At 71.1% G+C, this 13,813-nt stretch carries 14 protein-coding genes; 2 read left to right on the plus strand and 12 right to left on the minus strand.

What is annotated here, in order from left to right:
• Window positions 1-35: 35 nt before the first annotated feature.
• The 4 genes from ACFY04_RS27895 to ACFY04_RS27910 all read right to left on the minus strand — a co-directional run bounded on the left by ACFY04_RS27895 (window position 36) and on the right by ACFY04_RS27910 (window position 6,482).
• Window positions 36-1,469: a sugar porter family MFS transporter gene (locus ACFY04_RS27895; protein WP_389120709.1), complete on the minus strand. Its 1,434-nt coding sequence runs from the start codon at window positions 1,467-1,469 to the stop codon at window positions 36-38.
• A 183-nt stretch (window positions 1,470-1,652) separates the two neighbouring features.
• Window positions 1,653-5,417: an AAA family ATPase gene (locus ACFY04_RS27900; protein ID WP_389120711.1), complete on the minus strand. Its 3,765-nt coding sequence runs from the start codon at window positions 5,415-5,417 to the stop codon at window positions 1,653-1,655.
• 216 nt (window positions 5,418-5,633) lie between these two features.
• Window positions 5,634-5,852, minus strand: a complete 219-nt coding sequence (locus ACFY04_RS27905; RefSeq protein ID WP_030012524.1) for a hypothetical protein — start codon at window positions 5,850-5,852, stop codon at window positions 5,634-5,636.
• 348 nt (window positions 5,853-6,200) lie between these two features.
• Window positions 6,201-6,482: an acylphosphatase gene (locus ACFY04_RS27910; RefSeq protein WP_030012523.1), complete on the minus strand. Its 282-nt coding sequence runs from the start codon at window positions 6,480-6,482 to the stop codon at window positions 6,201-6,203.
• A 136-nt stretch (window positions 6,483-6,618) separates the two neighbouring features.
• On the opposite strand from ACFY04_RS27910, the gene ACFY04_RS27915 reads away from it, so the two are divergent.
• Window positions 6,619-7,599, plus strand: coding sequence for a CAP domain-containing protein (locus ACFY04_RS27915; protein WP_389120713.1), 981 nt, complete (start codon window positions 6,619-6,621; stop codon window positions 7,597-7,599).
• Between the two features lie 17 nt (window positions 7,600-7,616).
• Here the strand turns inward: ACFY04_RS27915 and ACFY04_RS27920 are convergent, their stop codons facing one another.
• Entirely contained in the window at window positions 7,617-8,228 is a 612-nt protein-coding gene (locus tag ACFY04_RS27920) for a flavodoxin family protein (protein ID WP_389120715.1), read from the minus strand.
• 126 nt (window positions 8,229-8,354) lie between these two features.
• On the opposite strand from ACFY04_RS27920, the gene ACFY04_RS27925 reads away from it, so the two are divergent.
• The gene (locus ACFY04_RS27925) at window positions 8,355-8,759 is read left to right on the plus strand and encodes a winged helix-turn-helix transcriptional regulator (protein WP_389120717.1); all 405 of its coding nucleotides are present in this window, start codon (window positions 8,355-8,357) and stop codon (window positions 8,757-8,759) included.
• On the opposite strand, the gene mutM is transcribed toward ACFY04_RS27925, so the two are convergent.
• The 7 genes from mutM to rsmD form a co-directional block, all read right to left on the minus strand.
• Entirely contained in the window at window positions 8,732-9,601 is an 870-nt protein-coding gene (mutM, locus tag ACFY04_RS27930; RefSeq protein ID WP_389120720.1) for a bifunctional DNA-formamidopyrimidine glycosylase/DNA-(apurinic or apyrimidinic site) lyase, read from the minus strand. The two genes, ACFY04_RS27925 and mutM, sit on opposite strands and share 28 nt — an antisense overlap.
• A 115-nt stretch (window positions 9,602-9,716) precedes the next feature.
• Window positions 9,717-10,565: a ribonuclease III gene (gene rnc / locus ACFY04_RS27935; protein ID WP_389120722.1), complete on the minus strand. Its 849-nt coding sequence runs from the start codon at window positions 10,563-10,565 to the stop codon at window positions 9,717-9,719.
• Window positions 10,566-10,584: 19 nt separating this feature from the next.
• Complete coding sequence (gene rpmF / locus ACFY04_RS27940; protein WP_003965982.1) at window positions 10,585-10,758, minus strand: 50S ribosomal protein L32; 174 nt, start codon at window positions 10,756-10,758, stop codon at window positions 10,585-10,587.
• A gap of 2 nt (window positions 10,759-10,760) precedes the next feature.
• Window positions 10,761-11,411, minus strand: coding sequence for a YceD family protein (locus ACFY04_RS27945; protein ID WP_382538170.1), 651 nt, complete (start codon window positions 11,409-11,411; stop codon window positions 10,761-10,763).
• 129 nt (window positions 11,412-11,540) lie between these two features.
• A complete protein-coding gene (locus ACFY04_RS27950) occupies window positions 11,541-12,605 on the minus strand; it encodes a cell division initiation protein (RefSeq protein ID WP_389120725.1) in 1,065 nt (354 codons plus the stop codon).
• A 103-nt stretch (window positions 12,606-12,708) separates the two neighbouring features.
• Window positions 12,709-13,188 carry a pantetheine-phosphate adenylyltransferase gene (gene coaD, locus ACFY04_RS27955; RefSeq protein WP_389120830.1) on the minus strand — a complete coding sequence of 160 codons (480 nt, stop codon included), beginning with the start codon at window positions 13,186-13,188 and terminating at the stop codon, window positions 12,709-12,711.
• Between the two features lie 14 nt (window positions 13,189-13,202).
• Complete coding sequence (gene rsmD / locus ACFY04_RS27960; RefSeq protein WP_389120727.1) at window positions 13,203-13,781, minus strand: 16S rRNA (guanine(966)-N(2))-methyltransferase RsmD; 579 nt, start codon at window positions 13,779-13,781, stop codon at window positions 13,203-13,205.
• Window positions 13,782-13,813: the final 32 nt, after the last annotated feature.

The raw sequence follows: 13,813 nt of genomic DNA on the forward strand, positions 1-13,813 counted from the left end.
GCAGTATCGAGGAGAAGGGGCGTTGGCGGGGGTGGTTACCCCATCTCCTCCAGCGCCTTGCCCTTGGTCTCCGGCACCCACTTGAGGATGAACGGGATCGAGAGCAGGGCGAAGCCGGTGTAGATCATGTACGCGCCGGACAGGTTCCAGTCCGAGAGCGTCGGGAAGCTGACGGTGATGACCCAGTTGGCGATCCACTGGGCGGCGGCGGCCACGCCGAGGGCGGCGGCCCGGATGCGGCCCGGGAACATCTCACCGAGCAGCACCCAGACGACCACGCCCCAGGAGAGGGCGAAGAAGAGGACGAAGCAGTTGGCGGCGACCAGGGCCACGATGCCCTGGGCGTGCGGCAGGGAGATGTCGTCGCCGACCCCGGACTTGTACGAGAAGGCCCAGGCGGCCAGGCCCAGCGAGATCGACATGCCGACGGAGCCGATGAGCGCGAGCGGCTTGCGGCCGATCCGGTCCACGAAGATCATCGCGATCACCGTGCCGATGATGTTCACGACCGAGGTCTCGAAGGAGTACAGGAACGAGGCGCTCGCGTCGATGCCGACCGACTGCCACAGCGAGGAGCTGTAGTAGAAGATCACGTTGATGCCGACCAGCTGCTGGAAGAGCGAGAGGCCGATACCGACCCAGACGATGGGCAGGAAGCCGAAGCGGCCGCCGAGCAGGTCCTTGAAGGTGGACTTGTGCTCGGAGCGCATCGCGTGCTCGATCTCGGCGACGCGTCCGTCCAGGTCGATCTTCGAACCCTCGACCTCGGTCAGCACCTTCCTGGCCTCGTCGTTGCGGCCGACGGAGATCAGGAAGCGGGGGGACTCCGGGATGACGAAGGACATCAGCCCGTAGAGGGCGGCCGGGACGACCATGACGCCCAGCATCCACTGCCAGGCCTCCAGGCCCGCGATGTCGCCGCGCTGGTCCCCGCCGGCGAGGTTCAGGATGGCCCAGTTGACGAGCTGGGAGACGGCGATGCCGATGACGATGGCGGCCTGCTGGAAGGAGGCGAGCCGGCCGCGGTAGGCGGGCGGGGACACCTCGGCGATGTAGGCGGGGCCGATGACGGAGGCCATGCCGATGCCGAAGCCGCCGATCACGCGCCACATGGCGAGGTCCCAGAGGGCGAACGGAAGGGCCGAGCCGAGCGCGCTCGCGGTGAACAGGACGGCCGCGATCTGCATGCAGCGGATTCGGCCGATCCGGTCGGCGAGGCGGCCGGCTGTGGCGGCACCGAAGGCGCAGCCGATCAGCGCCGCCGCGATCACCTGGGCGAGCGCCTCCGAGCCGACGTCGAAGCGTTCGCGGATGGCGACGACGGCGCCGTTGATGACGGAACTGTCGTACCCGAAGAGGAAACCGCCCATGGCCGCGGCCGCGGCGATGAAGATGACGTGGCCGAGATGCTCGGGGTGGGGCGAGGATCCGCCGCCCGGTGCCGAGGCCCGCGATGTGCTGCTGGTCAAGGTGTGCTCCGTGGGGGTTTTGTCCGTCCTCACAGTGGCGCACAGTTCAAGATCGGGCACCACTCGAAGGCGGGAGACAGCGGAGCGAGCCTATGCGTTCAGTTCCTGAAGTCAATACTTGGCTTGAAGTTCACGTGTCCGGAAGAGTACCGACATTGAATTCACTTCTTGAATCTACGAGCCTCAGCGGAGCCGTTGACTGATGACCTTGGAGACCCCGTCCCCCTGCATCGAGACGCCGTAGAGCGCGTCCGCGACCTCCATCGTCCGCTTCTGGTGCGTGATGACGATCAGCTGCGAGCTCTCCTGGAGCTCCTCCATGATCCGGATCAGCCGCTGCAGATTGGTGTCGTCGAGCGCGGCCTCGACCTCGTCCATCACGTAGAAGGGGCTGGGGCGCGCCTTGAAGATGGACACCAGCAGCGCCACGGCGGTCAGCGAGCGCTCGCCGCCGGAGAGCAGCGACAGCCGCTTGACCTTCTTGCCGGGCGGACGGGCCTCCACGTCGACGCCGGTGGTCAGCATGTTGTCGGGATCGGTGAGGATCAGCCGGCCCTCGCCACCGGGGAACAGGCGCGAGAACACGCCCTCGAACTCCCGGGCCGTATCCCGGTACGCCTCGGTGAAGACCTGCTCGACACGCTGGTCGACCTCCTTCACGACTTGAAGGAGGTCGGCCCTCGTCTTTCGGAGATCCTCCAGCTGCTCGCTGAGGAACTGGTGGCGCTCCTCCAGCGCCGCGAACTCCTCCAGCGCGAGCGGGTTGACCTTGCCGAGCTGCTGGTAGGCACGTTCGGCGATCTTGAGCCGCATCTCCTGCCGGGCCCGGACGAAGGGGCCGGGACGGTTCCGCGGGTCCTGCGGGTCCTCCGGCAGCACCTCGCCCTCGGCGGCCGGGGACGGGGGCACCGGCTGGTCGGGGCCGTACTCGGCGACCAGCCCGGCGGCCGCCATGCCGAACTCCTCCAGCGACTTGGCCTCCAGCGCCTCGATGCGCAGCCGCTGCTCGGCCCCGAGCACCTCGCCGCGGTGGACCGAGTCGGTGAGCTTGTCCAGCTCCCCCTTCAGTTCCCGGCCGCGGTTGCGCGCCTCGCCGAGCTCCCGCTCGCGCAGGCCCTTCGCCCGTTCGGCGGCCGCCCGCTCCTCGTCGGCCCTGCCGAGCGACACCTCCACGTGCGCGAGGAGCTGCCGGGACCCGTCGGCCACCGCCCGGGCCACCTCCGCCTCGTGGCGCAGCCGGGCCCGGCGGCGCTCGGCGCGGGTCCGGGCCTCGCGTTCCGCACGGGCCGCCCGGTCGAGTGAATCCGCCCGTCCGGCCAGCCCCTTGACCCGCTCCTCAAGGGTCCTCAGCTGCAGCCGGGCCTCCATCTCGGTCTGCCGGGCGTTGGCCCCGTCGGCCGCGAGCCGGTCCCGCCGGGAGCCGTCCGGCTCCTCGTCCACCGGCATCTCCTCGGCCGTCGCGAGCCGCTCCGCGCACTCCTCCACCTCGGCCAGCGCCTGCTCCAGGGCGTCCTGGGCCCTGGCCGCGGCGGCGGCGCTGCGTTCGGCCTCGCCGGCCGCGCCCTTCGCCTGTCCGGCGAGCCGCCCGAGCTGCTGGGCGACCCCGGCCCGGGCCTGTTCGGCGGCGCGCCGCCGCTCGGCGAGCTCCTCGACCAGGGCGGCGGCGTCCTGGCGGCGCGCCTGGGCGGCTGCCCGGGCGTCGGTGAGCTCCTCGCACCGCGTGGCGAGCCGGGCCAGCTCGCCCGCGGCCTCGTCGACGGCCGCCTGTACCTCGATCAGGCTGGGGGCTCCGGCGGAGCCACCGTGCGCGAGGTGCGCCCCGAGCACGTCACCGTCGAGGGTCACGGCCACCGCGTCGGGCCGCTCCGCGACCAGCGCCTCGGCCTCGTCGAGGGTCCCGACCACGACGTGGTCCCGCAGCACCCACTCCACGGCCCGCCGCACCTCGACGTCCCCGCCGACCAGCCCGGCGGCCGGTACGGGCGCGCCCGCCGGTCCGGCGCCCGCGAGCCGCTCCGGGGCCGGGGCCGGGGCCGACGCCGACGCCGACGCGGACGCGGACGTACCGACGCTCGCCGGAAGGTGCGGTGCGAGTGCGGGTGCGGGTGCGGGCAGATCTCCGTCCCGGGAGGGGGCCGGGTGGGGGACCGCTCCCGGGGATCCGGCTCCCCCGGCGGCCGCTCCCCCGGTCCCGCCCGCGGGTCCGGCCGAGGCCTGGCCCGGGAGGGCGGGCGCCGCCGGGGCGATCAGCAGGGTGGCGCGGCCCGCGTCCGCCTCACGGAGGTGGCGGATCGCCTCGGCCGCCGCCCGCGGGGAGGCCACCGCCAGCGCGTCCGCGGCCGAGCCCAGTGCGGCGGCCACGGCGACCTCGTACCCCGGGGTCACCGACAGCCGCTGCGCCGCCGGTCCCAGCAGCCCGGCCAGCCGCTCCCGCGCCGCGAGCAGTGCTCCCGTACCGTCCTTGCGGCGCAGCCCCAGCGCCAGCGCGTCCCGGCGCGCCGAGACGGCCGCCCGTGAGCGCTCCGCCCCGGACAGGTCATCCCGGGCGGCGGACAGTTCCGCCTCCGCCCGTGCCAGCCGTTCCCGCGCGCTCGCGTGGTCGGTGTCGGCCGACGGGTCGTCGAGGCCGCCGACCTCCTCCGCCAGCGCCTCGTACTCCTCCTGCGCGGCGGCGGCCCGGGACTGCGCCGCGTCCCGCGCCGCGACGAGCCGGTCGATCTCGGCCTGCGCCGCCCCCGCACGGGAGCGGGCCGCGCCGAGCCGCCCGGTCAGCCGGGCCAGTCCCTCGCGCCGGTCGGCGACGGCCCGCGCGGCGTCCCGCAGCCGGCGTTCCTCCTCGGCCAGCGCCCGCTCCAGCTCCGCCCGGTGCTCGGCCGTGTCCTCCAGCGCCCGCGTGGCCGCCTCCAGAGCCGCCGTCAGTTCCGCCTCCTGCTCACGGATCCGCGCGGCCTCCCGCTCCATCTCCTCGGGATCGCGGCCGCGCCGCTCCTCCTCGGCCGGAGCCGACGCGCTCTTGACCCGCGCGTCCGCCAAGGAGGCGGTCCCCCGGACGCGTTCGGCGAGCTGCGACAGCTCGTACCAGGTCTGCTGCGCCCGCTGCAGCCGCGGTGCGAGCTCCCGTACCGCCTCCTCCAGCTCCGCCTCGCGCCGCACGGCGCCCGCGAGCTGGGCCTCGGCGGCCTCCTTGCGCTCCTTGAGCGCCGCCTCGTCCGCGATCTCCGCGTCGAGGGCGCGCCGCAGTACGACCAGGTCGTCGGCGAGCAGCCGCAGCCGCGCGTCGCGCAGGTCCGCCTGGATCACGGCCGCCCGCCGGGCGACCGCCGCCTGCCGTCCCAAGGGCTTGAGCTGGCGCCGCAGCTCGTCGCCCAGATCCTGGACGCGCGCGAGATTGGCCTGCATCGCGTCCAGCTTCCGCAGCGCCTTCTCCTTGCGCTTGCGGTGCTTGAGTACGCCGGCCGCCTCCTCGATGAAGGCGCGGCGGCCCATGGGATCGGCGTGCAGTACGGAGTCCAGCTGGCCCTGTCCGACGATGACGTGCATCTCGCGGCCGATGCCGGAGTCGGAGAGCAGCTCCTGGATGTCCAGCAGGCGGCAGGTGTCACCGTTGATCTGGTACTCGCTGCTGCCGCCGCGGAACATGATCCGGGTAATGGTGACTTCGGCGTAGTCGATGGGGAGCGCGCCGTCGGAGTTGTCGATCGTCAGGGACACCTCGGCCCGTCCGAGCGGCGGACGCCCGGTGGTCCCGGCGAAGATGACGTCTTCCATCTTCCCGCCGCGCAGGGACTTGGCCCCCTGTTCGCCCATGACCCAGGAGAGCGCGTCCACCACATTGGACTTGCCGGAGCCGTTCGGGCCCACGACACAGGTGATTCCGGGCTCGAAGCGCAAGGTGGTGGCGGACGCGAAGGATTTGAAGCCACGCAGGGTCAGGGACTTGAGGTGCACGCCGCCGGACTCTACCTTTCGCGTTCGGTTTCACCCATGAAGGTGCTGGGCACAACTGACGCCAATGGGATCAGGCCCCCCACCTGGCCCTGTGGTACGTGGCGCGGCGGTGGGGGAAAGAGGGCGAGGGAAGAGGACCAGGAAAGAAAGAAGGGACGCCGGAGCGTCCCTTGCAGATCATGCGGGGCTGGAGTCGAGCGACGGGTGAAGCACGGGTCAGGTGAGCGCAGGCTCCGCCTGGGGTACGTCGATGTCGATGCTGCCGAGCAGCGAGTCTCCGTCGTGCTGAGCGGCGGCCGCGTTCAGCGCGTCATTTTCGGACTGAATCCGTACGAGCTCGGACTCGAGGTCCTGGACGCGCTGCTGAAGCCGTCGCATCTCGGCGAGGAGTCGCGGGTCAGAACCGCCGACGTAACCGAGAAGCGCCTTTGCCATGATGGATGGTCCTCCACACTGAGTGACCGACCGAAGCGGTGTGGGTCGTGAGGGAATCGCACCCGCGGATGTCCGACAGCGACTGACAGTCACTGCGCTTGCTAGTGCCAACACTGCCAAACAGCTCAGGTGCGCGGGGCTTCCAGCGTCTCACCAAAAAGTTTGACGGTCAACACGATCACGCCCCGTATCGGCGCGCGTCCCGGTCCCCGCAAGGGGTGTGGAGATCATCCTCATCTTCGAGCCTTCCACGGATCGCCCTCGTCGGCAACGCGTCGACGACGAATGCGCAGTTCCGACCGTGTACGGACGATCAGAGATGTGATGAGTGCATGATCAGTCGATCGGTCATCGCATCCCGAATCCGTCGTAGCCACCGCGCGGTGTGCCCCAGATCTCTGTCACTCCGTCCACCCGGCCGGGCGTGTCGGAGGAGCGCAACCAGTCGAGCAGCCGGTGGCAATTCTCACGTTGACCTTCGGCGACGACCTGCACTCGCCCGTCGTCGAGGTTGAGCGCGAAGCCGACGACCCCGCCGATCTCCAGGGCGTTCTCCCTGGTGAACCAGCGGAAGCCCACTCCCTGCACACGGCCGCGCACCCAGGCGGTCAGACGGACATCTTCATTCATGCGTGAACGCTAACCGGGCGAGCACTTTCGGGACACATCACCCCCCTGGCCCCATGGCGTACAGTCGCGCCTCAACGAACTCACCCATTTGGGTGGGTAAGGGATGATCTTGACCCGGCAAGGAAGGCACGCTCCGATGGGCCGTCACCGACTCCCCGCCCCGCCGCACGGCGGCGGCAAGCGCGGCACCGCCCTGCGCACCGGCCTGCTGGGCGTCTCGGTGGCCGTCGCCCTCGGCACCGCTGCCGTCACCACCGGCATGGTGCCGGTCGGCGGTTCCTTCCCCTATGTGGGTGTCAGCACTACGGACGCCCCCGCCACGGAGCCCGCGGCCAAGGCCTCGACCGGCCCCGACACGGCACTGCCGCAGCAGAACGGCCTCGTGAACCTGTCCGGCCGCGCCTCCGTCGGCACCGGGTCGGGCAGCGCGTCCCCGAAACCGTCGGCCCCGGCCTCCCCGTCGGCGTCCGCCTCCCCGACCCCCTCGCCGAGCGGCTCCCCGAGCGCCTCGCCCTCGCCGTCCGCCCCGCCGAGCGCCTCTCCCTCCCCGTCGGCCACGCCGGCCCCGTCCAGCAAGGCCCCGTCCGCCAAGGCCCCGCGCACGAGCCCGGCCGCTCCGGCCGCTCCGGCCGCGACGGTCACGCCGACCGCCCCGGCACCCGCCACGAGCCAGGCCCCGGCCCCGGCCCCGGCACCCTCGAAGTCGGCCACCCCCGAGCCCCGCCCGCCCCTGGACGGCCACTCCGCTGAGGAGTCCGCCGTCGTCGAGCTGGTGAACCAGGAGCGCGCGCTGGCCGGGTGCGGCCCGGTCCGGGCCAATCCGCCGCTCGCGGCGCTGGCCGGGGCCTTCAGTCTGGACATGGCCACCCGTGGCTTCTTCAGCCACGAGGACCCCGAGGGCAACACCCCCTGGGACCGTGCCGTCAAGGCCGGCGTCTCGGGCCTCGGCGGCGAGAACATAGCCCGCGGCCAGGGTGACGCCGAGGCCGTGATGAAGGCCTGGATGAACAGCCCGGACCACAAGGCGAACATCCTCAACTGCGAGTTCCGCACCCTGGGCGTCGGCGTCCAGCTCGCCGCCGGCGGCCCCTGGTGGACCCAGGACTTCGGCTTCTGAGACGAGCCCGCAAGGGCTCAGACCGAGGCGGCGGCCAGGGCGGCGCGGCCCGCGATGACGATGCGGGTCTGCTCGGTGACGCGGCGGCCCAGGTGCTCGGCGGTCGCGATGTCGGCCTTGTGGACCGCGTCCGCACCCTCGTCGGAGTTGGTCTGGGCGGCGGCTCCGGAGAAGAAGCCCAGACGGTTCAGGTCGTTCTCGGAGGCCGTGCTGGAGTTCCAGCCCGGCTTCAGACCCAGGTTGATCCAGCTCATGCCGTGCTGCGCGGCCAGGATCTGGAAGAACTGCAGGGTGTGCAGCTTGTCGCCGCTCTTGGACGCGGAGTTCGTGAAGCCGGCCGCCACCTTGTCCTGCCAGGTGTCGCCGAACCAGCGCTTCGAGGAGGCCTCGGCGAAGACGTGGAAGGCGCCGGAGGCGGTGCCCATGTACGTCGGGGAGCCGAAGACGATCGCGTCGGAGGCGTCGAGCAGCTCCCACTGGGCGTCGTCGATCTCGTCGACCTTGATCAGGTGCACGGTCGCTCCGGCGTCCACGGCGCCGCTGCGGACCGCCTCGGCAACGACGGCGGTGTGGCCGTAGCCGGAGTGGTAGGCGATCGAGACGACGGGGGTGTGCGTGATTGCGGACAAGGCTGATCTCTCCCTCGGGAAAACTCTCGTCGCGGCACAGGGCGTGGTGCGACGAGAGAAAGAGAATCACTAACTTTTAGAAAGCGCAACCCTCGGGTTAGCGCTGCGGGCGAGTACGCTGGCTTCATGGAGACCCCCGCCTGTACCGAAGCCGCCGAGACAGCACAACCGTTCGATGTCTTCGCGCGCGCCTGCCCGTCCCGGGAAACCCTCGAACACGTCACCGGCCGCTGGGGCAGCCTCACCGTCGGCGCCCTGCGCGAAGGCCCGTGCCGTTTCAACGAGCTGCGCCGCCGGGTGGAGGGCGTGAGCGAGAAAATGCTCTCCCAGACCCTGCACGCGCTGGAGCGCGACGGCATAGTCAGCCGCGAGGCGCAGCCCACGAACCCGCCGCGCGTCGACTACGAACTGACTCCGCTCGGCGTCGAGGTCGCGGACCGGCTGCTCGCGCTCATCCACTGCCTGGAGGGGAACATGCCGGCGGTGCTGGGCGCCCGGCAGTCCTACGACGCCACGCGCGGCGGCCTCTGACACCGCGGGCAGAAGTAGCTCGACCGGTTCATCCACGGCCGGCGCCGTATCGGCGTACCGCAGCGCCGGCAGGGCTCGTCCTCACGCCCGTAGGCGTCGAGCGAACGGTCGAAGTAGCCCGACTCCCCGTTCACGTTGACGTACAGGCTGTCGAAGCTGGTGCCGCCGACCGCGAGGGCGGCGTTCATGACGTCCCGGGCATGGCCGAGGAGTTCCGCGCTCCGGGGGCGCGTGAGGTTGGCGGTGGGGCGCTCGTAGTGCAGCTTGGCGCGCCACAGCGCCTCGTCCGCGTAGATGTTGCCGACCCCGCTGATCAGGGACTGGTCCAGCAGCGCCCGCTTGACGGTGGTCCGCTTGGCTCGCAGCGCGAGATGGTAGGCACCCTCGTCGAACAGCGGGTCCAGGGGGTCACGAGCGATGTGCGCGATCACGTCGGGCAGCCCGTCGGTGCTGTCGGCGGCGACCTCGTGCAGCGAGAGGCCGCCGAAGGTCCGCTGGTCCACGAAGCGCAGCTCCGTCCCGGCGTCGTCGTCGAAGCGCACCCGGATCCGCAGGTGCTTCTCGTCTGGGGCGTCCTGCGGCTGCATCAGCAGCTGCCCGCTCATCCCGAGGTGTCCGAGCACGGACAGGTCCCGGCCCTCCAGCGGCAGCCACAGGTACTTCCCGCGCCGCCGCGGCACCCCGACGGTCTCCCCGCGCAGCCGCGCCGCGAAGTCGGCCCCGCCGCCCGGATGGCGCCGGACGGCCCGCGGATGCAGGACCTCGACGGCCTCGACGGTCCGCCCCGCCACCCAGCGCTCCAGCCCCCGCCGCACGACTTCGACTTCGGGCAACTCGGGCACGGGGCACCTCCGGTGGGTGTGGATCTGATGCTCCCGGCGAGCGTACCGGCCGCCCGGAAACGGAACCGCCCGCCCCTGCGAGGCAGGGGCGGGCGGGTACATCCCGAAGGAAGGGTCAGGCGTCCGGCGCCGAGTCGGCGGGCGTCGGCACCCCGCCGTTCTCGGTCCCGGCCGAAGCCGGAACCTCTGCCGGACCGGCAGCTGCGGCAGCTGCCGCAGCCGCGGTCCGCTCGTCCGCGGCGGCACGGATTCCGCGCCATGCGGACTCCGCGGCCTGCTGTTCCGCTTCCTTCTTGCTGCGGCCGGTGCCGGTGCCGTACGAGACACCACCGACGCGAGCGGCAGCAGTGAAGGTCTTCTCGTGGTCCGGACCGGTCTCGGAGACCATGTACTCGGGCACGCCAAGGCCTTCGGCCGCCGTGAGCTCCTGGAGACTGGTCTTCCAGTCCAGGCCGGCCCCGAGGTTCGAGGACTTCTCGATGAGCGGGTCGAAGAGCCGGTGAACCAGCTCCGAGGCCGCGTCGAGGCCCTGATCGAGGTAAACCGCGCCGATCACCGCTTCAAGGGTGTCGGCGAGGATGGAGGCCTTGTCCCGGCCCCCCGTGCCCTCTTCGCCCCGGCCTAGCCGGATGAAGGAGCCGAGTTCGAGGCCGCGTCCGACCTCCGCCAGTGCGCGCGAGTTGACCACCGCGGCCCGAAGCTTGGCCAGCTGGCCTTCGGGGAGATCCGGGTGAGTCGTGTACAGCGTGTCCGTGACCACCAGTCCCAGCACGGAGTCCCCGAGGAACTCCAGGCGTTCGTTGGTGGGCAGACCGCCGTTCTCGTACGCGTACGAGCGGTGGGTCAGCGCACGCACCAGAAGGGCGGACTCGAGTTGATACCCGAGCCGCCCTTCCAGAAGCGTGTGGGACGAGGCCGCGTTGTTACTGTCTGCCTGCTTCTCAGCGTTGGACAGCTCAGACATTGCGCCTCTCACCAGCCGCTCAGACCTCGAGGACCTGGCGCTTGTTGTAGGTGCCGCAGCTCGGGCACGCAATGTGCTGGAGCTTCGGCTCCTGGCAACGCTCGCACGAAACCAGGGTGGGGACCGCAGCCTTCCACTGCGACCGGCGGTGGCGCGTGTTGCTGCGCGACATCTTCCGCTTCGGAACAGCCACGGCTACTTCTCCTGCTTCTCGGCGGCGCCCTGAACTCCGTCAGAGGCAGTGCCGCTCATGTTGTCCTTCTCGCCGTCCTGATCGGTCACGACGAGTCCCTGCAATGCCGCCCAACGGATGTCGACGGCGTCATGGTGGTGGTCCGGGTCGTCGTTCAGGCTGAGCCCGCAATCGGGGCACAGTCCGAGACAGTCCTCCCGGCACACCGGCTGCATGGGCAGTGCGAGCACCACCACATCCCGCAGCACGGGTTCGAGGTCGAACAAACCGTCCTCGAGGAAGAGCGTGTCCTCGTCGTCCTCGGCGTCGTCGGCCGGTTCCGCCTTGGAGCGGCTCCGGTCGTCGGCGTCAGGGTACGAGAACATCTCCTGGAAGTCCGCCTTGAGCTCGCGCTCGACGGACTCCAGACACCTTACGCACTCCCCTACGGCCGACGCACGGGCGGTGCCTGTGACAAGCACCCCTTCCATGACCGACTCCAGGCGGAGGCTGAGCTTCACCGGGGCGCCTTCCGGCACTCCGATGACGCCGACGAGACCGAAGTCCGCCGGTGCCGCGATCTCACGGGACAGCCGCTGCATGGCACCAGGACGCCGGCCCAGCTCGTGCGTGTCGAACACGAGGGGGTTGTGGTGGTCGAGGCGGGTATTCAGGGCCGTTCCTGCTTTCACAGATCGCTGAAGATCAAAGATTCCGCCGCACTAGGGCAGCATGGATCGCGGTGCATACGCGCGACCGAACAGCCAGGATACCCGCAGCGGCGCCCAGCGCCCAATCCGGTACTAGCGCCCCTGTTCGTACTGCCGCAGCTGGTCCAGGTTGATCATGCTCGTGTCGAAGAGGCTGGTCTCGTCGAGCGAAGGCTGCTGGGCCTGCGGCTGCTGGTACGCGGCATAGGGGTCGGGCTGCTGCGCGTCGTAGTGCGCGGCGTAGGCCGCTCCGGTGGAGCCGCCGCCCGCGGTGGAGTACGGGTCCGGCTGCTGGTAGCCGCCGTACGGGTCCTGGTAGGAGTACGCGTCCTGCGGCTGGGCGGCGGACTGGGCGGGCTGCTGGTAGCCGTACGTGTCGTACACGGGCTCCGCCTGCGCCGGGATCGGTGCCTGCGCGTGCAGCGGCTCCGGCTCCGCCAGGCCCGCCAGGAAGTCCGAGTCGCTCGCCGAGCGGGACTGCTGTCCGCCCACCGCGTCCTGGGCGGCCATGTGCACCCCCAGGTCGTCCGTGGGGACCCGGCCCAGGAGCTTCTGGCGGCCGCGGCCCACAGCCTCCAGGGTCTTGGAGAGCACCGCCTCGAAGGTCGCCAGCTTGGTGTCCACGTAGGCGTCCGCCTGCTGCCGCTGCATCTCGGGGTCGTGGCTGCGCTCGGGTGCGTCCATGTCCGGGTAGCCGTGCTCGTCCAGACCCGGACCGCGGCCCAGGAGCTTCTCCCGGCCCCGGTCCACCGAGCCGATGGTCTTGCTCAGCACGACCTCGAAGTTCGCGAGCTTGCTGTCGACGTAGTCGTCGGCCTCGGCCCGGATCTCCTCGGCCTCCCGGCGGGCCTCCTCCAGGATCCGGTCCGCCTCGGCCTGGGAGCGCCGCGCGATCTCGGTGTCGGAGATCAGCGAACCGCGCTGGTTGTGGGCCGCGTCGATGATCCGCTCCGCCTCCCGGCGGGCCTCCTCGACCATCTGCTCCCGGCCGCCGATGAGCTCCTGAGCCTGCGCGAGCGAGCCGGGCAGCGCCTGGCGCACCTCTTCGAGCTGCTCCAGCAGCTCGGCACGGTTGATCACGCAGGAGGCCGACATGGGCATGGACCGGGCGCCGCCGACGGCCGCGACGATCTCGTCGAGCTTCTTCTGCACGTCCATGGGGGCTCGCACTCTCTCGGCCTCAGGCGGTTCCTGAGACGGACGGGACGACTGTAAGGCCACCGGGCCGACCCCCGACACCGCCTGACGCCCTGTCAGTCGGTCAGCGGTCGCGCAGCCGCTCCAGGAGCGCCGCGTGGACGTGCGCCGGCAGCAGGTGGGCGACGTCGCCGCCCCAGGTCGCGACCTCCTTGACCAGCGAGGAGGACAGGAAGCTGTAGGTGGGGATGGTCGGGACGAACAGCGTCTCGACACCTGACAGGCCCATGTTCATCTGGGCCATCTGGAGCTCGTAGTCGAAGTCGCTGACCGCGCGCAGGCCCTTGACGATGGCCGGGATGTCCCGCTCCTTGCAGAAGTCGACGAGCAGTCCGCGGAAGGCCTCGACCTGGACGTTGCCGTAGTCGGCCGTCGCCTCGCGGATCAGCTCGATCCGCTCCTCGACGGTGAACAGGCCCTGCTTCGACTCGTTGATCCCCACGGCGATGTGCACGACGTCGTACAGCCTGGAGGCGCGTCCGATGATGTCGAGGTGTCCGTTGTGGATGGGGTCGAAGGACCCCGGACAGACGGCGCGGCGCAACTGAACTCCCTCGTTCATGAGTCTTCGCTGGTGAAAGCGGCGCGGCCGTACCAAAGAGTGCCCTCGCCGTACTTGCGCGACCGGAGCGGCTCGAAGCCCTCGGGCCACGGGAAGGCACCGCTCCTGGTGCTGCGCTCCACGGTGACGAGCGCATCGTCCGTGATCCAGCCATTGGACCGGAGTGTGAGGAGGATCTCCCGCAGTTCCGCGCCGTCCACGGCGTACGGCGGATCCAGGAAGACGATGTCGTACGGGTCCCCCGCCGCCCTGGCCGCCACGATCTGCTCGGCCTTGCCCGCGCGGAACTCCGCGCCGGGCAGGCCCAGCGTCCGGATGTTGTCCCGGATCGCCTTGGCGGCCTTGGCGTCGGCCTCGACGAGCAGGGTGTGGGCCGCGCCCCGGGAGAGCGATTCCAGGCCGACGGCGCCGGAGCCGCCGTACAGGTCGAGCACCCGGGCCCCTTCGACGCCGTGCAGCGACTCCCAGGTCGAGAAGAGGCCTTCGCGCATCCGGTCCGAGGTCGGCCGGGTGCCGGTGCCGGGGGGCACGGCCAGCCGTCGCCCGCCGGCGCTGCCGGCGATCACGCGGGTCATCTGGGGTCCTTCGGTACGGCGGTAGGTGGGGT

This window comes from Streptomyces sp. NPDC001549 (assembly GCF_042894025.1).
GTDB classification, from domain to species: domain Bacteria; phylum Actinomycetota; class Actinomycetes; order Streptomycetales; family Streptomycetaceae; genus Streptomyces; species Streptomyces kutzneri.

Coding starts and splice junctions, on each gene's coding strand:
- ACFY04_RS27950 (WP_389120725.1), bottom strand. CDS start 12,605: ATGGACGTGCAGAAGAAGCTCGACGAGATCGTCGCGGCCGTCGGCGGC.
- ACFY04_RS27905 (WP_030012524.1), bottom strand. CDS start 5,852: ATGGCAAAGGCGCTTCTCGGTTACGTCGGCGGTTCTGACCCGCGACTC.
- rnc (WP_389120722.1), bottom strand. CDS start 10,565: ATGTCTGAGCTGTCCAACGCTGAGAAGCAGGCAGACAGTAACAACGCG.
- ACFY04_RS27925 (WP_389120717.1), top strand. CDS start 8,355: ATGGAGACCCCCGCCTGTACCGAAGCCGCCGAGACAGCACAACCGTTC.
- ACFY04_RS27915 (WP_389120713.1), top strand. CDS start 6,619: ATGGGCCGTCACCGACTCCCCGCCCCGCCGCACGGCGGCGGCAAGCGC.
- ACFY04_RS27910 (WP_030012523.1), bottom strand. CDS start 6,482: ATGAATGAAGATGTCCGTCTGACCGCCTGGGTGCGCGGCCGTGTGCAG.
- rsmD (WP_389120727.1), bottom strand. CDS start 13,781: ATGACCCGCGTGATCGCCGGCAGCGCCGGCGGGCGACGGCTGGCCGTG.